Below are 24,094 nucleotides of genomic sequence, written 5' to 3' on the forward strand. Positions count from 1 at the left end.
AAGGCATCAGCAGTGGTGGTAGCGCTGACAATTCCGCCATGAGCACTACACTCCTGAAACGATATGACCATGGAGTGAAGCAATGCTGCCACTGATCGATGAAGGGCAGGGGGAGCCGACCCTGTTGCTGATGCACTTCTTCGGCAACTCCCACCGGGACTGGACCGAAGTGTTGCCCTACCTGACGCCGTACCATCGCTGTATCGCCGTCGACATGCCGGGATTCGGTGATGCGGGGCCGAGTGAGGCACTGGATAGCGTGGCGATGGCGGATCAGGTCGAGGAGACAGTACGCGAGCTGGGTTTGACCCGGGTCGTGCTGGTCGGGCACTCGTTTTCCGGCCGCACTGCCATGCTGTTGGCGGCGCGTCAGCCCGCCTGGCTGGAAGCACTTCTGCTGGTGGCCCCCACACCGCCCGGGCCGCAGCCGGTCAGCGAAGATGAGCGAAACTTTCAGCTTGCCTTCGATTTCAGCCGCGAACAGGCCGAAGCCTTCATCCGTGGGGCAGTGGTGCAGTCGCCGTCGGCAGCTGCCTTTGAACGAGCTGTGCTTGATGCCATGCGTGCGTCGCGTGAAGGATGGTATCGCTGGCCACGTACCACTTATGCCGAGGATCATTCAGCGGCCGTGGGCACGCTGAACTATCCGGTCCGCGTGATCGTGGGTGATCAGGACCCTTCTTTGCCTCCTGATGTGCAAAAGCGTCTGGTCATGCCGCATTTTGCGCAGGGTGAACTGCGCATCATCAAACAGTGTGGGCATTTGCTACCGCTTGAAATTCCTGAACAATTGGCCGCCGAGATAAGCGAGTTCATAACACAGGCGGTATGATATCGACTTCGACGCTTATTTTAAGCGGTTGATTTAATTGTTCTTTTGTATGAATTAAGACCAAGGTCGAATGTCGGGGTCATGGTACCCCGATGTCCTGCCCCCTAAGCTGGCCCCTCATACCAACAGGCGAGCATTCAGGGGATCAGCGCATGAATATCCGGACACTTACGCTGGCGGCAGCCATTGCCCTGCTGGGTTTGGGCCTTGGTGGTTGTGGCGGCGGTGATGATGAGCCTTCCGATCAGGCGCAATCAGAGCAGCAACAACAGAATGCCAATAGTGAACAATCGACGGGTTCGGCGGGCAACGATACGCAGCAGTCCTCTACGCAGGCCTCGGGTGATGCGCAGTCCGGTAACGATACCGACCAGCAGGCGGGTGAGCCGGTCAGCCTGATCTTTGGTACCGGTGGCACTTCCGGCAGCTACTATCCGATCGGCGGGGCTCTCAAGTCAGTCTTCGAGCGCAGCGATCTGATCAACAATGTTCAGGTAGTCTCTACCGGTGCCTCGGTACAAAACATTCAGAACATTGCCGATGGCCTCAATCAGATTGCCATTGTCATGAGTGATGTCGCCTACGACGCCCTCAAGGGACAGGGGCAATTTCAGGATAATCCGGTCGAGATCCGTGCGCTGGCCGGCCTCTACCCCAACGTGGTGCAGGTCGTCGCTACGGCCAACAGCAATATTCATTCGATCAGTGACCTGGCCGGCAAGCGGGTCGGTGTCGGCAAGGTGGGCTCCGGGGTCGAGCAGAGCGCCCAGAAAGTGCTGGAGGCGGCTGGCATGAGCTATGACGACCTGGCCCGGGTCAGTCATACCGGCTATGCCGACAGCGTGACTGAAATGGGGAATGGCAACCTCGATGCGGCCTTCTTCACATCAGGCGTTCCCAACTCCAGCATTACCGGGCTGATGCAGAACAACGACGTGGTTTTCGTGCCGGTCTCCGGCGATACCGCGGACAAGCTGCTCAAGGCCTATCCCTACTATCAGCACTACGAGATCCCTGCCCACACCGCGCAGAGCTATGACCTGCCTCAGGCTGTGCAGACCGTGGCGATCCGCAACATGATGATTGTCCCGAGCTCGATGCGTGATGATGTGGCACGTGAGCTGGCCAAACGCACCTATGACTATCTGGGCACCGACAAGGTTTCGGTGGGCGCGCTCAAGCGTTTCGATCGCAATACCATGGGTACCGATCTGGTGGCACCACTGCAACCCGGTGCCAGGGACTTTTATGAGAGCGTGAATGAGAGTGGTAGTGACGGCGAAAACGGCCAGGGTGCTGGTGACGATCAGTCCGGGCAGTAAATGAGCGCTGCGAAAGCGCAATGAAACGACAAGCCCGTTTCACGGTCACCGTTGCAGTACTGGTGGCCGTGGTTCTGCTGGCCTGCTGGCCGCTTCCCTGGCTGGTGATGTCGAGTGGTGGGCAGTGGCGCTTTGCCTTTCCCGCTTTCGGCACCGTCAGCTTCGCCGTTCGCTGGCAGCACTCGGTTGAGCGCGAGGATTGGATCGAGTACTACCGGCTTGATCAGGGGACGATTCGGGTCAGCATGACCCGTTTTCGAACCTTCGGTGCCGGTGTGCCGGATCATGCCGGTCGACATACGCGACTGATCGATGGCTGGGTGGAAATGAGTGGTATCGATCGGGTGGTTGATCCGCTCAATATCCAGGCTGCACCGGCAGAGCACTATCGATTGCTGTATGACAATCGGGTCTGGCCGCTCTATCGCGGTGACCGCCCACGTATCGTAACCTTTGCCGGTCGGCGTGCGCCGCTGTGGCGCGTGCTGCCGGCGCTGATTCGGCCCTGGCTGCCTTCGACCCCACGTGGGCAAGGCACACTGCAAGAGTAGAATGACCATGCCGACCCCTTCACGGGATAACATGAGACAGCAGCCCGCTACCGCCGTGTCCGATAGCGCGACCCCCGAAGCCGTGGATCCGGCGCTGCTGGAGAAATACGATCGGGAAAGTGCCATTCGCCACAGTCTGCCCCGTGGCGTACTGAGTCTGGTCAGCGTCATCGCGATACTGCTGGCGCTGTTTCATCTCTATACCTCGTTTTCCGGCCCGCTGGTGGATGTCGCTCAGCGCAGCATCCATCTCTATACCCTGCTGGGACTGGCGTTCATCCTCTTTCCATTGACCCGTAACGGGGCCCGCGACCGGGTGCCCTGGGGCGATGCCCTGCTGGCGCTGCTGGCCTTTGCGATAGGTGTCTACATGCTGATGGTCTCCGATCGGGTCATTGCCTCGGCCGGACGGATCACTGTCACCGATATGGTGGTAGGCCTGGTGGCACTGCTGCTTGTCATCGATGCGGCACGCCGGGTGACGGGCTGGGGCCTGGCGCTGTTGGCTGCCGGCTTTCTACTTTACGCATTTTATGTCCGGCTGACGTTCTACCCGCAGCTCAACGAGCAGATTGCACTCGCGGTAGGGCGCCAGATCGTCTCGCATCTGGTGTTCATTACCGAGGGCCTGCTGGGCACTGCCATTGCAGTGTCGGCCAGCTATATTATCCTGTTCATCCTGTTTGGCGCCTTTCTCGGCAAGTCCGGTCTGGGGCAGCTGTTCAATGATCTGGCGTTGGGTGTGGCAGGTCATACACGTGGTGGGCCGGCCAAGGTAGCGGTGCTTGCCAGCGGTTTTCTGGGCTCGATCAACGGCTCGGCGATCGCCAATGTGGTCACCACCGGCGCCTTTACCATTCCGCTGATGAAAAAAACCGGCTATCGCGCCAATTTCGCTGGAGCGGTCGAGGCGGCCTCCAGCGTGGGTGGCCAGATCCTGCCACCGATCATGGGCGCGGCGGCCTTCATCATGGCCGAAGTGCTCTCCGTGCCCTACACCCAGATCGTGCTGGCCGGGATCATCCCGGCACTGCTCTATTATCTTGGTGTGCTGATTCAGGTGCATCTGCGCGCACTGCGCAACGGTCTGAAGGGCATTCCCCGTTCGGAGCTGACACCGCTGCGTGAGGTGCTGCTCAAGCGTGGCCATCTGCTGCTCCCCATGGCGGTACTGATGTGGCAACTGTTCGAGGGCCGGGCGCCGTTCTTTGCCGCCTTCTGGTCGATCGCTGCAACCGTGCTGATCTGCGGAACCCGTCGGGTCACCGTGGGGCTGACCGTTATTCTGGTGGCGCTGGTGTTCGAGCCGCAGTGGCGGGCACTGCTGGGAGGCCACATGATGCCCGGCATACCGGCAGATCGCTGGTGGCTGCTGGCAGTGATTGCGCTCCCGGTAATCGTCAACGCGCTGCGCGCAAGGCTGGGGCTGGTCGCCGAAAAGATGGATGTGCGTGAATGTCGTGAGGCCATGGAGGAAGGCGTACGTAATGCCATTCCGGTTGCCGTGGCCTGTGGCGCGGTAGGTATCATCGTGGGCGTGGCCACACTGACCGGAATCGCGCTGGAAGCCGCCGATGCCGTGGTACAACTGGGTCATCAGATTCCGATTCCGATGATCCAGCTGCTGGTCACGCTGGTGCTGACCATGCTGGCGTCGATCGTGCTGGGCATGGGGCTGCCAAGCATCCCCACCTACATCATTACCAGCACCATGGCGGCGCCGATCCTGCTCAATCTGCCACTGTTTCGCGAGATGGCCGGTAGCAGTGATACGGCGGTTTTCGTGGCCCACATGTTCGTGTTCTATTTCGGTCTGTTTGCCAATCTGACGCCGCCGGTCGCATTGGCGGCCTATGCCGGGGCAGGGATCAGCGGTGGCTCACCCAATGCCACCGGGCTGCAGGCCATGAAACTGGCAGTCGCCGGCTTCGTGGTGCCCTACATGTTCGTATTCTCACACTCGATGCTGATGATCGATGCCAGCTGGAGCAGCGTGGTGGGTATCATCATCACTGGCGTCGTGGGTGTGGCACTGCTGGCGGTGGCGATCGAGGGCTATCTGTGGCGTGCAGTGTCATTGCCGATGCGGCTGCTGGCGGCCGCTGGCGCCTTGCTGCTGATCTATCCCGGCTGGCTCAGCGATCTCGGTGGGGCCGCGATTGCGGTATTGGTGATGGTAGCCAACCGAATGGCGGCTGGGCGTGAGAAGACTTCACCGGCTTCCTGAGCGGTAGCGGTGTCGCCAGTAAAACCGCCCGGCAGGCGCCGGGCGGTTTTTTGCGCTTCAGCGCAGGCAGAGATTGGCAAGAATCTCGTAGCTGTGCAGGCGATCCTCGTGGTAGTAGAAATCGGAGTTGACCATGACCTCGTCGGCCCCGGTGAGCTCGAGAAAGCGCTCGAGTTCGCTGCGTACAGTCTCGGGGCCACCCACGATGGAAGCACCGAGATTCTGCTGCACGGCAGCCTGTTCCTGTGGGCTCCAATCCATCTGCTCGACCGGTGGGGCCAGCTGGATTCGCCGGCCTCGGGCCAGCGCCAGGAATTTCTGCTGCTGAGTGGTGGCGTGATATTGCGCCTGTTCGTCGGTATCTGCCGCCACGATCGGGATGCCGGTAATCACATAGGGTTGGTCGAGGACTGCCGAAGGCTGGAACTGCTCGCGATAGAGACGAATCGCTTCGAGCATGTAGCCGGGGGCAAACTGACCGGCAAAGGCGAATGGCAAGCCCATCTGCGCGGCCAGCTGAGCGCTATACCCGCTGGATCCCAGCAGCCAGATGGGGACATGCGTGCCTTCACCGGGCCAGGCGTGCACCTGCTGTCCCGGCTGGCCATCGCCGAGGAAGCGCTGCAGTTCGGCAACCTGTTGGGGAAAGTCGCTGACCCCGCTCATGGGATCGCGCTTGAGGGCACGCACGGTCATGCCGTCAGTACCTGGCGCGCGGCCGAGCCCCAGATCGATTCGGTCGGGATAGAGCGTGGCCAGCGTACCGAACTGCTCGGCAACCACCAGCGGCGCGTGATTGGGCAGCATGATGCCACCGGAACCTACCCGCAGGGTCGAGGTTGCACCAGCCACATGGCCGATCAGTACCGAGGTGGCGGCACTGGCGATACCGGCCGCGTTGTGGTGTTCGGCCAGCCAGAAACGGGTGTAGCCGAGTTGCTCGGCATGCTGTGCGAGGCTGACAGTATTGGCAAAGGTTTCACTGATACTGCCCCCCTGGCGGACGGGCGCCAGATCGAGTACCGAGAGGCGGACATCGTTGAGTCGTGACATGACAGGGCTCCGGAGGGTCGACGGACGTGATCGCGACACGATAACCTGAACGGGCGGAGATCGTTAGCGTCCTCATTATCATGCAGAATTGAGGGCGCTCCGTGACTTTTCAAGCCTAGTGCGAACAATGAGCCGGCTCAGGCCGGCTCATTGACAGGAAACCCGGCGCAGGATCGGATGATTGAAAGGCGTGGGCACCTGGTCTGTCAGGTAAAGGGGGGCTAGCGACGTGTGGAATGAGTGTGAACGTGGTACTCACCTTCCAGTACCTGGCGGTCGTGCTCCGCAGTCGTGTACTGGCCTTCATGGGTCTGACCGAAGCGTTCGGCCTGGCGCTTCATCCGATGGCGCAGCAGCGGCATCATGGCCCAGCCGATCAGCAGGAAACACAGGGCCAGCACTGTACCCACGATCAGCAGCAGGCCGAAGGCCAGCCAGGTCACGAGCAGCTTGAATCCTCCGGTATTACGGGTCGAACTGCGTGTATTTGCCCGAAGCTGTTCGGCCATGCGCCAGGCGGCGTTTTGGCGGGGGTCTGCCATGTCGTATGCTCCCTATCAGGATGGCCTGTAGATTATGACACCAAATGCCCCGTCGGGTTCGGTAACCCCGGACCTTTCGGTTAGAGTATCAGTTTCGTGGATCGGGTAGAGACTTCGCCCGGTTGTGCCCGTCGAGTTTCGCCGGAAGACATCATGTCCACCCCACCCGAGCGTGTCACGCCCTTTCAGCTCTTCCTGTTTGTGGTGTCGCTTTACGTGCTGGCTGCACTGGCAGCCGAGACCTTCTTTGTGCTGCCGGCAGAAGTAACGCGGTTGCTGCGCTACCTGGACGCCTTTGTCTGCATCTTTTTCTTCATCGATTTCTGCCTGCGCTTCGCCCGCGCCCCCAGCAAGCTGGAGTACATGAAATGGGGCTGGATCGATCTGATTGCCAGTATCCCGATACTCTGGCATCTGCAGGCTGCACGGTTGTTCCGGGTCATTCTGATCTTTCGTCTGATTCGTGCACTACGCTCGATCAATGTGGTCATGGGTGTGATGTTTCGCAATCGCGCCGAGGGCATGTTCTTCAGTGTGGCGTCGATGACCGTACTGCTGGTGGTCTTTGGCGCCATTGCCATTCTGCTGGTCGAAGGACCGGACCCCAATAGCCCAATCGAAACCGCTGGCGATGCACTCTGGTGGGCTTTTGTCACCATTACCACGGTCGGCTACGGTGACTTCTACCCGGTGACGACGGCCGGTCGCATTATTGCCTGCTTTCTGATGATCGGCGGAGTAGGGCTGTTCGGTAGTTTTGCTGCCTATGTCAGTTCGCTCTATGTCAGTGAAGAGAGTGAAGATGACGATCGTCAGCATCGGGCCAGTCGCGAAATGATCCGCCATCTCAATAGTCGAATGGAAGAGCTGACCGAAGAAGTGCGCGCGCTCAGGGCTGAGCTACAGCGCCCACCGACTACCGGAGCGTCCGGTGAAGAGGACAAGGTGGAGGATGCCGAAGGGGGCGATGCGCGAATGAGGCGTCACCTGACCGGCAGCAACAAACCGGATCAGTAGGGTATAGCCTGCTTGCTGAAATCACAGGATACGATAGGGAGGCAGGGTTGAGCGATCATGATTCCGGGCAGGGGCCGCTACATCGATTGCGTGATATGTCACCGGCCTGGTTCACGCTGGCGATGGCAACAGGGACGCTTTCCAACGCCTTCTGGCAACTGGATCTGAAACCACTGTCGGCACTGTTCTACTGGCTCAACTGGGGCATCTATCCGCTGCTGGTCGCGCTGCTGATGATACGGGCGCTTCGCTTTCCGCAAGCGCTGAGCCGCGATCTGCTCGATCCGCGTCAGATATTTACCTTTTTCACGCTGGTAGCGGCAAGCTGCGTGTTTGGCGTTCAGCTCAGCTATCGTGGCTGGCTCGAGTCGGCCACGACCCTGCTTGTTGTCGCGGGCGTGCTGTGGCTGGTACTGGGCTATGTCAGCTTTGGTGTACTGGCCTTTCGCAACGATGAGCAGCGCGCCGATGTGACCCATGGTGGCTGGTTGCTATGGATCGTGGCGACCCAATCGGTCGTGATCCTGGCCACTCAACTGTTCCATCTCGACGGGGAGAGTTCTGCGCTGATGGCGCTGCTGCTGTTCGGGCTATGGGGATTCGGGGTGATGTGGTATGCCATCTTCATCACCATCTTTTTCAACCGAATCAGCTTCGTTCCCCTGCACCAGCGTGACATCAATCCTGTCTACTGGGTCGTGATGGGGTCAGCGGCGATCAGTGTCGATGCGGGCGCCGAGTTGCTGTCGCTCCTGCCACGGACATCGGTCTGGCAAAGTGCCGGTGGGCTGCTTGAAGCAGCAGTTCTGATCCTGTGGATATGGAGCAGCTGGCTGATCCCTACTCTGCTGATGCTCGACGGCTGGAAGCATCTGATCAAGCGGGAGCCGTTAAACTTCAGGCCGACCGTATGGGCCAGCGTGTTTCCGGTGGCGATGTATGCGCTGGCGACAGCGCGGCTGGCATCAGCCGAGCATTTTCGCCTGCTCCATGACATGGCGCTGGTCGTAGGCGGGCTGGCCACACTGGCATGGCTGGTATCAGTGGCAGGGCTGATGATCTGGCTGAAGCGCCAGTGGTATCAGCGGCGGTCGAGCGCCTGAAGGTGATCGAAACAGCTACGCGAAAAAGCCGCAGACCGGGCGCCGGGGCAGTAACCCCGGCGTCACGGCAGCGGCCGGTTCGACACCCTTCGCTCGACCTGTAGAGCGGTCTTCAGCTCTGGCGGCGACCGAAGTTGCCGAAGCGCCGACGGAACTGGGCAGCACGACCTTCGCTGCTGATCTGGCGCTGCTGACCCGTATAGAACGGATGCGAGGCAGAAGAGATATCCAGTCGGACCAGCGGGAAGGTTTCGCCTTCACGCTCGATGGTCTCATCGGTTTCGATGGTCGAGGAGATCAGAAAGTAGGTGTCCGCGTTGGTGTCGTGGAAGACCACCTTGCGGTAGTTGGGATGAATGCCTGATTTCATGGCGTTTGGCTCCGCGGGCGTTGCGAAAATGACAAACCGGGTATTTCAAGGGTGCGAAATGATGCGACAAACGGCCCGATTTTTCAATCTTCTCATCGAATTCGTGCCCTTTGCCGGCGGCATCAGGCAGAATCGTCGCGCAGCAGGGCATTTTTTCGTCCGGAATGGGGTCGAAGGCGTCACTTCCGGATAGCCCGTTGTCCGGTGAGCAACGGGGTGATCCCGATTGAACTGGCTCGCATGGCGCGATGATGAATGCACAAGGCTCGGTGAGCAGACGTCAATGAGAACAGCGATAGCGTGGACACGGTGGCTGGGGCTGATACTGGTCATGTGGTGTCTGGTAATCCCGCTTCAGGCCGGCGCAGCCGGGATACCCGGTATGAGTAGCGGCTCGGAAAAGGAACAGGCCCCCTCGCCGAAGGAGCTGCAGGCTTCTCTGGAGCAGGTCATCGGCGTACTGGAAAGCGATCAGCAGCGTACGGCACTGCTCAAGCAACTCAAGCAGTTGCGTCAGGCCAGTCAGGAGGCGGCTGCTGAAAACGGTGGTAGCGAAGGGGGTGGTCTGCTGGGCGCGCTGGCTTCCAGCCTCGAGTCCGGTGAAGGGCAGAACAATGGCAAGGCCCTGCTCGCCATCTGGCGCGATCGTGCCGGTGCGGCGTGGCAGGATTTGCAGGAGGATTTCGGCAATACCCGGCAGTGGTGGCTGGGTGTGCGCGATTTCGGGCTGACTCTGCTGGCCTGGGCCGGTATGGCAACCCTGTTCTATTTCATGCTGCGTCGCGTGCTGTACCACTACGGGTTACGGCTGGAGCTGACTGATCAGCCCACGGCTCTGACCATGCTGCGCTACTGTCTGCGGCGGGTGGTCCCCTGGGCCGTGGCATTCGGGCTGACGTTGACCGCTACTTCCTGGCTGGAGAGCTCGTCCGGCATCGTGCTGGCACTGACCCTGGGATACGCCACGGTCTGTGGGATGATCTTCGCCTCGGTGTGCGAGGTAGTGTTTGCCCTGTTCACCTGGGGGCACCGGCGCGTGGCCCTGCGTATCCTGCGGCGTCAGGCAGGCTGGCCGCTGTTTGCCATCGGCGCGCTTGCGGCACTGGGCGATGCCACCAATTCTGCGATCATTACACGTACCCTGGGTGATGATCTGGCCGGTTTCCTTTCCGAATTCATCGGCTTGTGTGCGATCCTGGTGTCCGGGGCCTTCATCATCCGGTTCAAGCGCCCGGTACGGCACCTGATTCGCAACCGTCCCTACCATCAGCGTCGCGACCGTCGGTTGGTCAGCGAGCTGTTGCTGGTGCTGGGCAATATCTGGCATATCCCGGCGCTGCTCGTAGTAGGAGCTTCGCTGATCGCCGTAGCCAGTTACAGCGGTGATGTCCGCAGCGACTTTGGTCGAGCGGTGCTGACTGCCGGCTTGCTGGTGGTCATGCTGATCATTGGTGGGCTGCTCTATCGCAGCTCGCAGCGGGCTCCGGAACGGCGGCGCACCCGTTATGGCAAGCGGCTGGTGCGTTTCGGTTACGCCCTGGCCCACCTGGGCAGCTGGATCGTGTTTGCCGAACTGGCGGCACGCATCTGGGGTGGCTCGCTGCTCAACGCCAGCAATGGTCAGCTGGGCGAGCGCATCATGTTATCGCTGATCAGTGTCGGGGTGACCCTGCTGGTGGCCTGGCTGGTCTGGATCATTGCCGATACTGCCATTCATCGCGCCATGACCTCGACCTCGCGCTCACAGCGTGGACGGGCTCGTCGGGCGCGGGCGGAAACCATTACGCCTCTGCTGCGCAACATTGTCTTTGTCACCATCGTGGTGATTACTGCCATCGTGGTATTGGCCAATCTGGGTGTGAACGTCACGCCGCTGCTGGCCGGTGCTGGTGTCATCGGTCTGGCGGTCGGCTTCGGAGCGCAGACGCTGGTTCAGGACCTGATTACCGGCATTTTCATTCTGGTGGAGGATACCCTGGCGATCGATGATTTCGTCGATGTGGGGGGCAATGTCGGCACGGTGGAGAAGCTCAGTCTGCGGACTGTTCGACTGCGTGATCTCGACGGTATTCTCCATGCGGTGCCCTTCAGCCAGATCAAGGCGGTACAGAACTATTCCCGTGAATTCGGATATGCGCTGTTTCGTATCCGGGTACCGCATGCCATGCCGATCGACGATGCCATCGCCATGATTCAGGCAGTGGCCGATGAGTTGCGCGAGGATGCGCTGTTTCGATTCAAGATCTGGTCGCCGCTGGAATTGCAGGGTATCGAGAGTTTCGATCAGGGGGCAGCGATTGTTCGCGCCCGTTTTCGTACTGCACCGGTCATGCAGTGGGATGTGGCGCGAGAGTTCAATCTGCGCCTCAAGCGGCGCATGGATGCGGCAGGGGTCGATCTGGCGATGCCACGCATGAGCGTGACCCTGGAAAATGCCGAAGCGCTGCGGGCAGCAGGGCAGAGCGAGTCGGCCAGGCAGCCGGCGAGCCGCCCACGATATCGCTTGCGTGCCGGCTCAGCGCTGAGCGCCGAAACGCTTGAACGGCTCGGGGTAGAGGAGCGCCATGGTCGTGCCACGGATGCACCCGGTGACAGTGGCGCCGGCGATGGCGCGACGACACCACATCCTTAAGGCAGCTTATCCGTTGATGGAAGGCTCAGTGCGCTGCGTACGACCACTCGCGAGCCGCCCGCCTGGGGCGTTTCAAGTGCCTGGCGGGCGAGGGCGACGGTACGATAGGCAATCTCGTCGATGTCATGACGCAGACAGGGTATCGGCAGGCCGAAGATATCGGCGTGCTGCACCTCATCGATGCTGAACAGCAGGATATCCCGCAGTGGTTGCAGGCCGGCTTCGACACAGGCCTTGATGATGCCCAGTGTGATCTGATTGTTGAGCCCGATGACGCCTCCCGGTGGCGGCCCCTCCTGCAGCCGTTCCCGCATACGCTGGTAGGCGAGTGCCATGTTGAAGTCGGCGTAACGCACTTCCAGCGGTATCTCGCCCAGTGCTTCACGGATGCCGGACGTTCGTCCGATGGAGACTCGCGAGCCGGGTAGTCCTGAAATGGCCAGTACGCTGCTCGGCTGCTGGCTTGCCATCCACGCCCCCGCCTTGTAACCGCAGTCGAGATTGTCGATGTAGACCCCGGCGTAGGGCGCCGTATCGATCTCGCGGTCGACCAGGATCAATGGAATGTCCGCATCTGCAAGTGCCTGCCGCCACTTCGGCTGGTAATTGGAGTTGGACGAGATGACCGAAACGATCACCGCCGAAACCTCCATCTGTATCAGGCGCTCGATGGCCGTCATTTCCTGCTGTTCGGACTCATAGGAGTCGAACATGACGACTTCGAAGTTGTGCTGCTGGCCAATCAGAGTGATGGCACGCGTCAGCCCGCTGAAGAAGGGGTTGCTCATGTTGGGGTTGACGACCCCGAGCGTGGCTTGCCGCGACTGTCCCGAGCCTCTTTTCTGAGAACGCTGCGGGCGATAGCCCAGTTTGTCCGCTGTTGTCAGCACATGTTCGAGCGTATCGGGATGGACACGCTCGGGTGCCGAGAAAGCGCGTGAGACGGTAATGCGGCTGACGCCGGCAGCGCTGGCGACATCCTCGAGCCGGGCGCGGGAACGGGTAGACATGGTGATCGAAGCCACCTCTGATGCGAAAACCGGGACGATACGCCATCGCCACTGGCTATCGATGATGCAGGTACATCGATCGTTTCATTGGCGTATCACTGAAGTAACAGCGTAATTGACGCGCCTGTCTCAGGGCAGCGCTCCAATGTGCTCCTTTGGTCGCCTGGACTTAAGTTGAGAGGCATGTAGTTCCACTTTCCATAGTGTGTAACCCACTGAGGTTACGAGGATTTGGAAGTCCATATGGTCTCGACTTGTTTTCCATGAGCGAACCATGAACGGGGATGATACGAAATGATAAAAGCATCCATCGTTTGCAGGGCGCACCATTTCTCGGGCACGGATCGGGGACTGCTCCAGGGCGGCGCCCGGTGAAAAGAATATCAGGGGCGCTCGGGCGCCGGATAATCAGGAGAAGCGGATCATGAGATGGGGAGCTGTCATCGTCGGGGCAGGCATCGCGGGGCTGGGCGTAGCCACTACAGCCAGCGCGGCGACCACCATTACCGTAGCCACCGTCAACAATCCCGATATGGTGACCATGCAGAAAATGACGGATGAGTTCACCAGGGCTCATCCGGATGTCAAGGTCAACTACGTCACCCTGCCGGAGAACGAGCTACGGCAAAAGATTACCACCGATATTGCCAGCGGTGGCGGTCAGTATGACGTGATTACGGTCAGCAACTACGAGACACCGATCTGGGCCAAAAACGGCTGGCTCAAGCCGATGGACAACCTGCCTGACGATTACCAGGTCGATGATCTGCTGCCGACGGTGCGGCAGGGGCTCTCGTATGACGGCACGCTCTATGCGCTGCCGTTCTATGCCGAATCCTCGATGACCTACTACCGCAAGGATCTGTTCAAAAAGGCCGGCATCGAAATGCCTGACCGGCCGACCTGGGACCAGATGAAGGCGTTTGCCCAGAAGCTCCATGATCCCTCCAACGGTGTTTATGGCATCTGTCTGCGTGGTCTGCCGGGCTGGGGTCAGAACATGGCCTTCTTCGACACCATGGTGAACAGCTATGGCGGACGCTGGTTCGATATGGAGTGGAAGCCGCAGCTGACCTCCGAGGCATGGCACAAGGCGGCCAGCGATTACAAGATGCTGATGAACAAGTACGGCCCGCCCGGGGTGACCTCCAACGGGTTCACCGAATCCGAGACGCTGTTCGCCAATGGCCAGTGTGGCATGTGGGTGGATTCCACGGTGGCTGCCGGTTATGTCTCCGATCCTGACAACTCGAAGGTGGCTGACAGCGTCGGATTTGCCCAGGCGCCTTATCAGACCACCAAAAATGGTGCCAACTGGCTCTATTCATGGGCACTGGCCGTGCCGAAGTCAGCGCCGCACAGCGAAGCAGCACAGGCCTTCGTCGACTGGGCAACCTCGAAGCAGTATATCCAGAGCGTTGCCGAGAAGAAGGATTGGCTGGCAGTGCCGCCAGGAACGCGTCAGTCCACCTATGACAGTGAGGGCTATAAGCAGGCTGCCCCCTTCTCTTCGCTGGTGCTGACTGCGATCAAGAGTGCGGATCCCGAGCATCCCACGGCGGAGCCGGTGCCCTATACCGGTATCCAGTTCATCAGCATCCCGCAGTTCCAGGCGATTGGCACCCGGGTAGGTCAGATCATGGCCGGTATCCTGGCGGGCCAGACCAGTGTTGACCAGGGGCTGAACCAGGCGCAGCAGTTTACTGCGCGGCTGATGAAGCAGTCCGGCTACGACAAGTAAGCAGCAGGCGTGCGTGGCGCGCGGGAGAGCCCGCGCGCCGGTGAGAGATGACCGGATGTGGCCATGGGCCCATCCGGATTTGTGCAAAGAGGCCTCGTCATGACGAGCGAAGTGACGGCAAAGGGCACCGGAACGGCTGGGAGCGCGTCAGGACAGGGCGCGAGTCGCCGGCACCGGGCACCGGTCAAGCGGTTGATGGCGCCGGCAGTGATCTTCCTGCTGGTGTGGATGATCGTGCCACTGGGCATGACCATCTACTACTCGTTCCAGAACTACAATCTGATGATGCCGATGATGCGAGGCTTCGCCGGCATCGGCAATTACGCCATCCTGCTGACCGACGCCACCTTCTGGGATGCGCTGGGCAATACCCTGGTACTGGTGGTGGCCTGTCTGGCCGTGACGGTAGGGCTGGGTCTGCTGCTGGCGCTACTGTTCAATGCGACTTTCATCGGTCGTGGTGTGGCGCGCACACTGGCGATTTCACCATTCTTCGTGATGCCCGTGGTAACCGGGCTGATCTGGAAGAATATGCTGTTTCATCCGGTTTACGGGCTGATCTCCTGGGCGATGCGCTCGCTGGGGTTCGAGCCGGTCGATTGGCTGGCGCACCACCCCATGCTGTCGATCATCATCATGATCTCGTGGGAATGGACACCCTTTGCACTGTTGATCCTGTTAACCGGTCTGCAGTCGCTGCCGGAGGATCAGATCGAGGCGGTACGCCTTGATGGCGCCAACAAGTGGCAGGAGTTTCGCCACATCGTGATTCCGCACCTCGGCCAGGTGCTGTATGTCGTGGTCATGCTGGAGAGCATCTTCTTTCTGACCTCGTTTGCCGAGATTTATGCCACGACCAGCGGTGGCCCCGGCACAGCGACCACCAACCTGCCGTACTACATCTATCTCAACGCCTTCTTCCAGTACGACATCGGATTGTCGTCGGCGGCAGCCATCGGCGCAGTGATTCTGGCCAACATCTTCGCCATCTTCCTGATCCGTTTCGTGGCCGGCAATCTCAATGCGGGGAGTGCACGATGAACGCACAACGCTCCAACATCGGTCTGACGGTGGTCGGCTGGGTCGTCGCGCTGATCATGTTCTTCCCCATCCTGTGGATGGTGCTGACGGCATTCAAAACCGAGCAGACGGCCTTTACCACGACGCCGGAATTCTTTTTCTCGCCGACGCTGGAAAGTTTCCGTACGGCACTTGCCCAGGGGGCAGGTTATTGGCACTACGCCTTCAACTCGTTCTTTACAGCGGCCGTGTCGACCCTGCTGGGACTGGTACTGGCTGTGCCAGCAGCCTTTGCGATGGCGTTCTACCCCTCGAAGCGGACCGATTTTACTCTGGTGTGGATGGTCTCGACCAAGTTCATCCCGGCGGTGGGTGTGCTGATTCCGATCTTTCTGATCTACAAGAGCCTGGGGCTGATCGATAACGACTGGGGTCTGATCATGCTGTTCACGGCGATGAACCTGCCGATCATGGTGTGGATGGTGTACTCCTACTTCCGTGATGTGCCGAAGGACATCGTCGAGGCCGCCGACATCGATGGTGCCAGTACCATGCAGACCATGTTTCGGGTGATTCTGCCACTGGCCCTGCCAGGGTTGGCATCCACCGGGCTACTGGCGCTGATTCTGGCATGGAACGAGTCGTTCTGGAGTCTGACCATGACCGATCACGATGCAGCGACGCTGGCGGTCTTCATCGCCTCGTTCAAGAGTGCCGAGGGGTTGTTCTGGGCCAAGATGTCGGCTGCATCGGTGCTGACCGTAACGCCGATTGTCGTGCTGGGATGGTTTGCCCAGCGTCAGATGGTGCGAGGCCTGACCTTCGGCGCCGTCAAATAGGTATTCACATGCCTTCGGTCGGCGACCGAAGGGGTTCGCTGCAGGACAGGAGAACATTCCCATGGCAGTCGTGGAACTGAAAAACGTCGTCAAACGCTATGGTGGCGGTCTGACAGGCAAGTCGGGCCGGAGTGAGGAAGCCCCGGCGGTAGCTGATTTTAATCTGACTACCGAGGATGGCGAGTTTGTGGTGCTGGTTGGCCCTTCGGGCTGTGGCAAATCCACCACCATGCGCATGATCGCTGGCCTGGAGGACAATACCGAGGGCGAGATCCGTATCGGCGGGCGTGATGTCAGTGAGGTGGCCGCGCGCGATCGCGATATCGCCATGGTCTTCCAGAGTTATGCGCTCTATCCCCACATGACGGTGTTTGAAAACATGGCCTTCTCGCTGCGGCTGAAGAAGGCTTCGAAGAGCGAGATCGAGCAGCGGGTCAATGAAGCTGCGGGCATTCTCGATATCACGCATCTGCTGGAGCGCAAGCCGCGCGCCCTCTCCGGTGGTCAGCGTCAGCGGGTGGCCCTGGGCCGGGCAATCGTCCGTCAGCCGCAGGTCTTTCTGATGGACGAGCCGCTTTCCAACCTCGATGCCAAACTGCGTGTTGATATGCGCGCCGAGATCGTCAAGCTGCACCGCAAGCTGGGCGTGACCACGTTCTATGTCACGCACGATCAGACCGAGGCGATGACCATGGGGCAGCGCATCGTGGTCATGCGTGACGGGTGCATTCAGCAGATTGATACACCCAACGCGCTCTATGCCCGACCGGCCAACATGTTCGTGGCCGGTTTCATTGGCACACCATCAATGAACTTCATGAAAATGCGAGTCGGGGATGATGCCCGTTCCCTCAAGGGGGAAACTGCACATTTTCGGGCCGGGGATGCCTTTACCGGTGGCCTGCTCGAGCCGCATCGTGGCCAGGAAATCTGGGTCGGTATTCGCCCCGAGCATCTGCAACATTACGAAGGTGAAGCCTCGGCACTTGAAAACGGGCTTACCGGGGTCGTGGATGTCGTGGAACCGCTTGGATCGGTCACCATGGTGCAACTCGAGGTCGATGGCCATCGCGTTACCGCCCAGCTGGAGGGTGATACCCGCGTTCGCTCGGGCGATACGATCACACTGACCTGTGATTCTGCCAGGCTTCATCTGTTTGATGCCAACTCCGAACAGGCGTTGGCAAAACAGCCGGCTGAATCGGAAGCGACCGCCTGATATCGGGCCATGCACAGGCTGTCGGTTCAGATGATACGCAAAGGGCCGGTTCATTCAATCTTTCGGGAGCAGGACGCATGAAGTCGCTCAACGCAGCCACGCTGGAAGCACTCGAGGGCGTTGCCAGACCGCAGTACAACCGCGGCGATGTCGGTATCGGTATCGTGCACTTCGGTGTGGGTGGATTTCATCGTGCGCATCAGGCGATGTATCTCGACGCGCTGATGAACGAAGGCAAGGCACTGGAGTGGGGCATTTGCGGCGTGGGTGTGATGCCATCGGATCAGCGCATGAAACAGGTCATGGACGCCCAGAATGGCCTCTATACGCTGGTGCTCAAGCATGCCGACGGGCAGTACGAGCCGCGGGTCATCGGTTCGATCGTGGATTATCTCTATGCCCCCGAGGACCCGGAGGCGGTAATCGAGCAGATGGCTGCCGAAAGTACGAAGATCGTCTCACTAACGGTGACGGAAGGGGGGTACAACTTCCATCACGTGACCGGTGAGTTCAACTTCGAGCATCCCGATGTGAAGCATGACCTCGAAGAGGGTGCCGCACCGAAAACCACCTTCGGTCTGGTGACCGAAGCGCTCCGGCGTCGGCTGGAGCGAGGTATGGCGCCGTTCACGATCATGTCCTGCGACAATATCCAGGGCAATGGCGATGTCGCCCGGAAGATGTTCTCTGCCTATGCCGAGCGCAAGAGCCCCGAGGTCGGCCGCTGGATGCACGAGACGATTCATTTTCCCAATTCGATGGTCGACCGGATTACCCCGGTGACCACCGACGACGATCGCCGCGAAGTGGCGGAACGCTTCGGCATCGACGATGGCTGGCCGGTGGTCTGTGAACCCTTCACCCAGTGGGTGCTCGAGGATCACTTCAATCTGGGACGGCCGCCTTATGAGGAAGTCGGCGTGCAAGTGGTCGACGACGTCATGCCTTACGAGCTGATGAAACTGCGTCTGCTCAATGCCAGTCACCAGGCGCTGACCTATTTCGGTTACCTGGCCGGCTATCGCTATGCCCATGAGGTCTGTCAGGACGAACTGTTCGCCAATTTCCTGCTCGACTACATGAACGAGGAGGCGACGCCGACCCTGTCACCGGTGCCCGGGGTGGACCTTGATGAGTACAAGCACACTCTGATCGAGCGGTTTGCCAATCCCGAAATCCGTGACACTCTGGCGCGACTGTGTGCGGAAAGCTCGGATCGCATTCCCAAATGGCTGCTGCCGGTAATTCGCGAACAGCTCGAGCGTGATGGTGAGATCAAGCGCTCGGCGGCTGTCGTCGCCAGCTGGGCACGCTACGCTGAAGGGGTCGACGAGCAGGGTGAACCGATCGAGATTGTTGACCGGCTGAAGGATGAGCTGCACGCCATCGCTCAGCATAACCGCGATAATCCGTTGGCCTTCATCGAAAATCGTGAACTGTTCGGTGATCTGGTAGACGATCCTCGCTTCGTTGAAGCCTATACCGACGCACTTTCCCGGCTGCATCGTCAGGGGGCTCGCGCTACGGTCGAGGCACTGCGCCAGGCGGACTGAAGCAGCGATCACGACAACGGGAGAGAGACATGTATATCGGTGTGGACTGTGGTACCCAGAGTACCAAGGTGGTGGTCTTTGATCCCGAGCAGCGCGTTATCATCGGCGAAGCTTCGAGTCCTCATGAATTGATCAGTGCCGCCAGCGGTCGTCGTGAGCAGCAACCCGCGTGGTGGGTTGAAGCCTTCGAACAGGCCTTTCATCAGGCCATCGAAAGCGCCGGTGTCGATGCCCACCATGTGCGGGCGATCGGTGTCTCCGGTCAGCAGCATGGCATGGTAGCACTGGATGAACGGGGTGAACCGGTTTATCCCGGCAAGCTCTGGAATGACACTGAAGCCACGCGTGAGAACGATGAGCTGATCGAAGCGCTGGGCGGTGAGCAGGGCTGCCTCGATCGTCTGGGGGTCATCCCCCAGGCGGGCTATACCGCACCCAAGGTGGCATGGCTGAGGAAACACCAGCGTGACGCTTATGATCGTATTGCGACGCTTCTGCTACCGCACGACTATCTCAACTTTTATCTGACCGGCGAACGGACCGCCGAATATGGCGATGCCTCGGGGACGGCATATTTCGATACCCGCAAGCGTGAGTGGGCCCCGGATGTGCTGGCCAGGGTGGCTCCCGAGCTGGATGCCCGCCAGGTGCTGCCGCGGCTGGTCGAGCCCGATCAGCCGGCCGGTTGGGTGCGTCGTGAGGTGGCCGAACGGCTGGGGCTCGGCGACAATGTCGTGGTCTCCTCGGGGGGAGGGGACAACATGATGGGGGCGATCGGTACCGGCAATATCACACCCGGGGCCGTCACCATGAGCCTGGGGACTTCGGGTACCATCTATGGCTGCTCGACCCAGCCGACGGTGTCGCGTAACGGTCTGGTTGCCAATTTCTGTGGTAGTCACGGCGGTTGGTTACCGCTGATCTGCACCATGAACGTGACCTCGGCGACCAATCAGATCCGTGAACTGATCGGCCATGATGTGAAAGCCTTCAACGCTGCGGTTGAACGTGCGCCAATCGGCGCCGAAGGCGTGCGCGTGCTGCCATTTTTCAATGGTGAGCGGGTACCGATGCTGCCGCAGGCAACCGGCAGCTTCCTGAATCTGTCGAGCCACAACTTCTCCGCGGATAATCTGTGCCGTGCGGTAATGGAAGGCGCTACTTTCGGGTTGCGTTACGGGCTTGATCTGCTGGCCGAGTTCGATATCCGTCCCAAACAGCTACGCCTGGTGGGAGGTGGTGCGAACAGTCAGGTCTGGCGTCAGATGGTCGCGGATGTGATGAATGTCGAGCTGGTCTGCCCGGTGGTCGGTGAGGCAGCAGCACTGGGCGCGGCGTTACAGGCCCAGTGGTGTGATCGACGTCAGCAGGGAGAGACGGTTGAGTTGCACGAACTTTGCGAGCGGGCGGTTGATATTGACGAATCTACCCTCACAATACCGAGTGAGGAGAGCGCAGGCTGTTACCGCGAAGTTTATCGTGACTATCTCAGAACGCTCCGGGAGCGCTATCCTCAGGGTATGGCCGTGTAGTTTTACAACAGCTTCCGAGCTTCGCGAGCACGGTCACTACCGGTTTCGTTCTGGCTCAGGCCAGACGAACAGTTTCCGTGGCAAGGGTGCCCCGTGCATCCTGCCAATGACATCGAATCAGGAGGCGATATGGCAACGCAGCTCGAATCCCTGAAGGCACTCTCCAAGGTCGTGGCGGATACCGGCGATCTGGAAGCGATCAAGAAATATCAGCCTTATGATTCCACTACCAATCCATCGCTGCTGCTCAAGGCGTTTGATCTCGAGGGTTATCAGGAGCTGATCGACAAGACACTGGCCGAGGTCAAAAAGGAGACTGAAGGGCAGAGTCGTGAAGCTCGGCTCGAGCATGCTGTCGACCGACTGTCAGTCGTGGTGGGTACCGAAATTACCAAGCTGGTCCCCGGGCGTGTTTCGACCGAGGTGGCCTCGAAGCTCTCCTTTGATCAGCAGGCCAGCATCGACAAGGCGCGCAAGCTGGTCGAGCTTTATGAAAAGGCGGATGTCAGCCGCGATCGCATTCTGATCAAGCTGGCTTCGACCTGGGAAGGTATCCGGGCCGCCGAGATTCTTCAAAAGGAAGGCATCAACTGTAACCTGACGCTGCTGTTCAGTGACGCACAGGCACGTGCCTGCTTCGAAGCCGGCGTATTCCTGATTTCGCCGTTCGTGGGACGTGTTACCGACTGGTACAAGCAGCGTGATGGCGTTGAGCACTATGCACCGGATGATGATCCGGGCGTGAAGTTCGTGCGCGGCGTGGCGGACTATTCCAATCGTTACGGTTATGAAACCGTGGTGATGGGCGCCAGCTTCCGTAATACCGATCAGATCAAGGCGCTGGCCGGTCTCAACCGTCTGACCATTTCGCCGAACCTGCTCGAAGAGCTGGCCAACAGCGAAGGTGAAGTGGAGCGCAAGCTGACCGATAACGCCACGTCTGGTGGCGGTAGCGAACAGCGTGGTGAGAAAATGACCGAAGCGCAGTTCCGCTGGGAGCATAACCAGGATGCGATGGCCAACGACAAGCTGGCCGAAGGCATTCGCAAGTTCGCTGAAGACCAGGAGAAGCTTGAAGGTCTTATCGAAAAGCGGATGTAACTGTTCGGGTCATTGATCCGACGTGAAACCGGCCCCCTGTGGGCCGGTTTTTTCATGTCTGTCGTACGGTGCCCGGTTTAATGCATGCACTGTACGATGTACGGATACCGTTGCCGAGAGTGAAGGAGCAGGGCATGAAGGAACCGGAAAACGCCACGGCCAACGATGCACTGATCGACGAAGCAGTTGTCAGGGCGGCCAGGGCCATGCTGGAGAAGGGGCATCGTCGTCTGCTGGGCATCGTCGGTGCGCCGGGGTCGGGCAAGTCAACCCTGGCTGAAGGTTTGGTGGCCCGGTTGGGTGAGCAGGCATGCAATGTGCCAATGGATGGCTTCCATCTCTCCAACCGGCAACTGGCCCGTCTGGGGCGTAGCGAGCGCAAGGGCGCACCGGACACCTTCGATACCGGCGGCTATCGGGCGCTGCTTGAACGGCTGCGCCAGTCGAATGCATCAGGCGGCACGGTCTTTGCTCCCGACTTCTTTCGAGACATCGAGGAGCCCATTGCCGCCAGTATCGCGGTAGCGGACGAAGTGCCGCTGGTGATCACCGAAGGGAATTACCTGCTGCTGGAAGAGGGGGCATGGCCGCAGGTGCGTGCTCTGCTTGATGAGGTCTGGTTTCTGGACGTAGAGACCGGATTGCGCGAGCAGTGGCTGGTAGAGCGGCATATGCGGTTCGGTCGCAGTGAGTCCCAGGCTCGGGAGTGGGTTGCGTCGACTGACCGCCCCAATGCCGAGCGCGTCGAGGCCGTGGCGCATCGGGCCGATCGACGGTTGTGCTGGCATGAAACAGGGATCGCTTTTGCTGATCGGTAGCCGTTGAGAGGGACATGACGGCGGTTACGCCGGCATTGGATGGCAAAGCTTGCCCGGGGTGCGAGCAAGGGCATAACAGTGGCATGAATGGTACTCCCGGGAACAGTCGATGGGGGCGTGTCGCCATTCATTGAGAGCGTGGCCGGATTGCATGCTCGGGGGCTGTCTGTTGCGTACAGTCAACGCTGGCGTGAAAGCGGGCGGTACTCGGCTCGACTTCATAGTGTTGCGCCCATTCGTTGGCATGACGTGAGAGCTCGGCGACGCCGGCGAGAATTCGCTCGACCTGATCATCACTGTGCAGATAGCTCAGATTGAGTCGCACCCACCCGGGTTTGGCCAGCTCATCGCCGTTCTCGAGTCGTGTCATGAGTGCACTGGATGCCACGTCATCGATCTCCATCAACCGGTGGGCATAGGGCCCGGCACAGGCACAGCCGCCGCGGGCCTGAATACCGTGGACGTCCGATAGCATGCGGGTGAACAGCTGATGATGAATCGGCAGGCCGTCATGGTCGACGACCTGAAACGAGAAGATCGGCAGTGCCGGTGCATCGAGATTGCCCAGCAGGTGCAGGTTCACAATCCCGGACCAGTACGCCAGCGCCCGATGTCGCAGTTCGGTGTCGCGCTCGAGAATGACATCGGTGCCGATGGCGTCCTTGACCAGCAGCACCAGTGCGGCGCGGATATCGCCGATGACGTTGGGTGTGCCGCCTTCTTCGCGGGCCTCGACGCGCTCGCTGTAGTGATGCTGCCATGGCGAGACAAACCTGACCGTGCCGCCGCCGGGCAGTGTGGGTGCGCTGGTATGGACGACGCTGTCGCGGAAGACCAGTACCCCCGACGCCCCCGGACCGCCGATAAACTTGTGCGGTGAAAAGACGATGGCGTCCTTCTCGCTCTCCCTGGTTGGCGCCATATCCATCGGTAGATAGGGGGCGCCACCGGCATAATCCCAGATCGCCAGCGCACCATGACGCTTCAGGCAGCGGGTGACGGTATCGACGTCCGTCAGCGTACCGGTGACATTGGAGGCGGCCGAGAAGCTGCCGATGAGCAGATCGCTATCGATTTTGGCGGTGAGCGTCCTGTCCAGTATCCCAAGGTCCGGTCCACCGCCTGTTGCCTCGGGAATCTCGATCAGTTCAGCGCCGCTCTCACGCCATGGCAACAGATTGGAGTGATGTTCGTATGGGCCGATCAGGACCGTGATCCGCTGACCGCAACGAACGCGATCAGCAATATCGAGCAGACCGATCAGCCGGTTGATGCCAGCGGTTGCGCCGGCACCGTTGAAGACGACATGGCAGCCTGCACCGTTGACCTGTTCGCGGATGATTTCACGCGCTTCCTGGCGCAGCCGGGTCATCGCCTGACCGCAGAAGGAGGCCTCGGTATGCGAATTGGCGTAGAAGGGGAGCACCTGCTCGCTGATGAACTGTTCGACCTGTCGCAGCGCGCGGCCGGAGGCAACGTAGTCGGCGTAAAGCAGCCGGCGGCGACCGAATGGCGTATCGATCCCGATTTCATCACCGATCAGCCCGGCCCGCAGATACTCGACGATATCAGCACGTTCAAGTGATGCCCGAAAAGTCTGTAGCGTGAGCAT

The 24,094-nt window shown here is 60.1% G+C and carries 20 protein-coding genes; 15 read left to right on the plus strand and 5 right to left on the minus strand.

Annotated elements, in window-relative coordinates:
- Window positions 1–82 precede the first annotated feature (82 nt).
- From FY550_RS02905 to FY550_RS02920, 4 genes are all read left to right on the plus strand, one after another.
- A complete protein-coding gene (locus tag FY550_RS02905; RefSeq protein WP_070981544.1) occupies window positions 83–832 on the plus strand; it encodes an alpha/beta fold hydrolase in 750 nt (249 codons plus the stop codon).
- Window positions 833–984: 152 nt separating this feature from the next.
- Window positions 985–2,154: a TAXI family TRAP transporter solute-binding subunit gene (locus tag FY550_RS02910; RefSeq protein ID WP_070981546.1), complete on the plus strand. Its 1,170-nt coding sequence runs from the start codon at window positions 985–987 to the stop codon at window positions 2,152–2,154.
- A 20-nt stretch (window positions 2,155–2,174) separates the two neighbouring features.
- Complete coding sequence (locus FY550_RS02915; RefSeq protein WP_070981548.1) at window positions 2,175–2,705, plus strand: DUF1850 domain-containing protein; 531 nt, start codon at window positions 2,175–2,177, stop codon at window positions 2,703–2,705.
- Between the two features lie 31 nt (window positions 2,706–2,736).
- Window positions 2,737–4,932 carry a TRAP transporter permease gene (locus tag FY550_RS02920; RefSeq protein ID WP_149054346.1) on the plus strand — a complete coding sequence of 732 codons (2,196 nt, stop codon included), beginning with the start codon at window positions 2,737–2,739 and terminating at the stop codon, window positions 4,930–4,932.
- 57 nt (window positions 4,933–4,989) lie between these two features.
- Here FY550_RS02920 and FY550_RS02925 read toward each other — a convergent pair whose 3' ends face one another.
- Together FY550_RS02925 and FY550_RS02930 are read right to left on the minus strand one after the other, a co-directional pair.
- Window positions 4,990–5,985 (minus strand): LLM class flavin-dependent oxidoreductase, encoded by a 996-nt coding sequence (locus FY550_RS02925; protein WP_070981550.1) that lies wholly within the window; start codon window positions 5,983–5,985, stop codon window positions 4,990–4,992.
- A gap of 221 nt (window positions 5,986–6,206) precedes the next feature.
- Window positions 6,207–6,527, minus strand: coding sequence for a hypothetical protein (locus FY550_RS02930; protein ID WP_070981552.1), 321 nt, complete (start codon window positions 6,525–6,527; stop codon window positions 6,207–6,209).
- A gap of 153 nt (window positions 6,528–6,680) precedes the next feature.
- Between FY550_RS02930 and FY550_RS02935 the strand changes: the two genes are divergently transcribed.
- Both FY550_RS02935 and FY550_RS02940 read left to right on the plus strand, forming a co-directional pair.
- Window positions 6,681–7,544: an ion transporter gene (locus tag FY550_RS02935; RefSeq protein ID WP_149054347.1), complete on the plus strand. Its 864-nt coding sequence runs from the start codon at window positions 6,681–6,683 to the stop codon at window positions 7,542–7,544.
- A 47-nt stretch (window positions 7,545–7,591) separates the two neighbouring features.
- Entirely contained in the window at window positions 7,592–8,647 is a 1,056-nt protein-coding gene (locus FY550_RS02940) for a tellurite resistance/C4-dicarboxylate transporter family protein (protein WP_070981558.1), read from the plus strand.
- Between the two features lie 112 nt (window positions 8,648–8,759).
- On the opposite strand, the gene FY550_RS02945 is transcribed toward FY550_RS02940, so the two are convergent.
- Window positions 8,760–9,017, minus strand: coding sequence for a type B 50S ribosomal protein L31 (locus tag FY550_RS02945; protein ID WP_070981560.1), 258 nt, complete (start codon window positions 9,015–9,017; stop codon window positions 8,760–8,762).
- A 283-nt stretch (window positions 9,018–9,300) separates the two neighbouring features.
- Here FY550_RS02945 and FY550_RS02950 point away from each other — a divergent pair, with 283 nt between their 5' ends.
- Window positions 9,301–11,649 carry a mechanosensitive ion channel family protein gene (locus tag FY550_RS02950; RefSeq protein WP_233350263.1) on the plus strand — a complete coding sequence of 783 codons (2,349 nt, stop codon included), beginning with the start codon at window positions 9,301–9,303 and terminating at the stop codon, window positions 11,647–11,649.
- Here the strand turns inward: FY550_RS02950 and FY550_RS02955 are convergent.
- Window positions 11,646–12,659 carry a LacI family DNA-binding transcriptional regulator gene (locus tag FY550_RS02955; RefSeq protein ID WP_070981566.1) on the minus strand — a complete coding sequence of 338 codons (1,014 nt, stop codon included), beginning with the start codon at window positions 12,657–12,659 and terminating at the stop codon, window positions 11,646–11,648. The genes FY550_RS02950 and FY550_RS02955 overlap by 4 nt on opposite strands.
- 424 nt (window positions 12,660–13,083) lie before the next feature.
- On the opposite strand from FY550_RS02955, the gene FY550_RS02960 reads away from it, so the two are divergent.
- The 8 genes from FY550_RS02960 to FY550_RS02995 all read left to right on the plus strand — a co-directional run bounded on the left by FY550_RS02960 (window position 13,084) and on the right by FY550_RS02995 (window position 22,482).
- On the plus strand, window positions 13,084–14,400 hold the full coding sequence (locus FY550_RS02960; RefSeq protein WP_070981568.1) for an ABC transporter substrate-binding protein: 1,317 nt from the start codon (window positions 13,084–13,086) through the stop codon (window positions 14,398–14,400).
- Window positions 14,401–14,595: 195 nt separating this feature from the next.
- Window positions 14,596–15,441: a carbohydrate ABC transporter permease gene (locus FY550_RS02965; RefSeq protein ID WP_070981899.1), complete on the plus strand. Its 846-nt coding sequence runs from the start codon at window positions 14,596–14,598 to the stop codon at window positions 15,439–15,441.
- A complete protein-coding gene (locus FY550_RS02970; RefSeq protein ID WP_070981570.1) occupies window positions 15,438–16,259 on the plus strand; it encodes a carbohydrate ABC transporter permease in 822 nt (273 codons plus the stop codon). The genes FY550_RS02965 and FY550_RS02970 overlap by 4 nt, the downstream gene beginning before the upstream one ends.
- A 61-nt stretch (window positions 16,260–16,320) precedes the next feature.
- Window positions 16,321–17,478: an ABC transporter ATP-binding protein gene (locus FY550_RS02975; RefSeq protein ID WP_070981572.1), complete on the plus strand. Its 1,158-nt coding sequence runs from the start codon at window positions 16,321–16,323 to the stop codon at window positions 17,476–17,478.
- A 77-nt stretch (window positions 17,479–17,555) separates the two neighbouring features.
- Window positions 17,556–19,031, plus strand: coding sequence for a mannitol dehydrogenase family protein (locus FY550_RS02980; RefSeq protein ID WP_070981575.1), 1,476 nt, complete (start codon window positions 17,556–17,558; stop codon window positions 19,029–19,031).
- Between the two features lie 29 nt (window positions 19,032–19,060).
- Window positions 19,061–20,563 carry a xylulokinase gene (xylB, locus tag FY550_RS02985; RefSeq protein WP_070981577.1) on the plus strand — a complete coding sequence of 501 codons (1,503 nt, stop codon included), beginning with the start codon at window positions 19,061–19,063 and terminating at the stop codon, window positions 20,561–20,563.
- A gap of 129 nt (window positions 20,564–20,692) precedes the next feature.
- Window positions 20,693–21,664 carry a transaldolase gene (tal, locus tag FY550_RS02990; RefSeq protein ID WP_070981580.1) on the plus strand — a complete coding sequence of 324 codons (972 nt, stop codon included), beginning with the start codon at window positions 20,693–20,695 and terminating at the stop codon, window positions 21,662–21,664.
- 134 nt (window positions 21,665–21,798) lie between these two features.
- Window positions 21,799–22,482 carry a nucleoside/nucleotide kinase family protein gene (locus FY550_RS02995; protein ID WP_070981583.1) on the plus strand — a complete coding sequence of 228 codons (684 nt, stop codon included), beginning with the start codon at window positions 21,799–21,801 and terminating at the stop codon, window positions 22,480–22,482.
- A gap of 127 nt (window positions 22,483–22,609) precedes the next feature.
- Here the strand turns inward: FY550_RS02995 and FY550_RS03000 are convergent, their stop codons facing one another.
- Window positions 22,610–24,094 carry an aminotransferase class V-fold PLP-dependent enzyme gene (locus FY550_RS03000; protein WP_149054348.1) on the minus strand — a complete coding sequence of 495 codons (1,485 nt, stop codon included), beginning with the start codon at window positions 24,092–24,094 and terminating at the stop codon, window positions 22,610–22,612.

The sequence above is a fragment of the Kushneria phosphatilytica genome (genome assembly GCF_008247605.1).
Lineage (GTDB): Bacteria > Pseudomonadota > Gammaproteobacteria > Pseudomonadales > Halomonadaceae > Kushneria > Kushneria phosphatilytica.

Coding starts and splice junctions, on each gene's coding strand:
- FY550_RS02905 (WP_070981544.1), top strand. CDS start 83: ATGCTGCCACTGATCGATGAAGGGCAGGGGGAGCCGACCCTGTTGCTG.
- FY550_RS02910 (WP_070981546.1), top strand. CDS start 985: ATGAATATCCGGACACTTACGCTGGCGGCAGCCATTGCCCTGCTGGGT.
- FY550_RS02915 (WP_070981548.1), top strand. CDS start 2,175: ATGAAACGACAAGCCCGTTTCACGGTCACCGTTGCAGTACTGGTGGCC.
- FY550_RS02920 (WP_149054346.1), top strand. CDS start 2,737: ATGAGACAGCAGCCCGCTACCGCCGTGTCCGATAGCGCGACCCCCGAA.
- FY550_RS02925 (WP_070981550.1), bottom strand. CDS start 5,985: ATGTCACGACTCAACGATGTCCGCCTCTCGGTACTCGATCTGGCGCCC.
- FY550_RS02930 (WP_070981552.1), bottom strand. CDS start 6,527: ATGGCAGACCCCCGCCAAAACGCCGCCTGGCGCATGGCCGAACAGCTT.
- FY550_RS02935 (WP_149054347.1), top strand. CDS start 6,681: ATGTCCACCCCACCCGAGCGTGTCACGCCCTTTCAGCTCTTCCTGTTT.
- FY550_RS02945 (WP_070981560.1), bottom strand. CDS start 9,017: ATGAAATCAGGCATTCATCCCAACTACCGCAAGGTGGTCTTCCACGAC.
- FY550_RS02950 (WP_233350263.1), top strand. CDS start 9,301: ATGAGAACAGCGATAGCGTGGACACGGTGGCTGGGGCTGATACTGGTC.
- FY550_RS02955 (WP_070981566.1), bottom strand. CDS start 12,659: ATGTCTACCCGTTCCCGCGCCCGGCTCGAGGATGTCGCCAGCGCTGCC.
- FY550_RS02960 (WP_070981568.1), top strand. CDS start 13,084: ATGAGATGGGGAGCTGTCATCGTCGGGGCAGGCATCGCGGGGCTGGGC.
- FY550_RS02965 (WP_070981899.1), top strand. CDS start 14,596: ATGGCGCCGGCAGTGATCTTCCTGCTGGTGTGGATGATCGTGCCACTG.
- FY550_RS02970 (WP_070981570.1), top strand. CDS start 15,438: ATGAACGCACAACGCTCCAACATCGGTCTGACGGTGGTCGGCTGGGTC.
- FY550_RS02975 (WP_070981572.1), top strand. CDS start 16,321: ATGGCAGTCGTGGAACTGAAAAACGTCGTCAAACGCTATGGTGGCGGT.
- FY550_RS02980 (WP_070981575.1), top strand. CDS start 17,556: ATGAAGTCGCTCAACGCAGCCACGCTGGAAGCACTCGAGGGCGTTGCC.
- xylB (WP_070981577.1), top strand. CDS start 19,061: ATGTATATCGGTGTGGACTGTGGTACCCAGAGTACCAAGGTGGTGGTC.
- tal (WP_070981580.1), top strand. CDS start 20,693: ATGGCAACGCAGCTCGAATCCCTGAAGGCACTCTCCAAGGTCGTGGCG.
- FY550_RS02995 (WP_070981583.1), top strand. CDS start 21,799: ATGAAGGAACCGGAAAACGCCACGGCCAACGATGCACTGATCGACGAA.
- FY550_RS03000 (WP_149054348.1), bottom strand. CDS start 24,094: ATGCTCACGCTACAGACTTTTCGGGCATCACTTGAACGTGCTGATATC.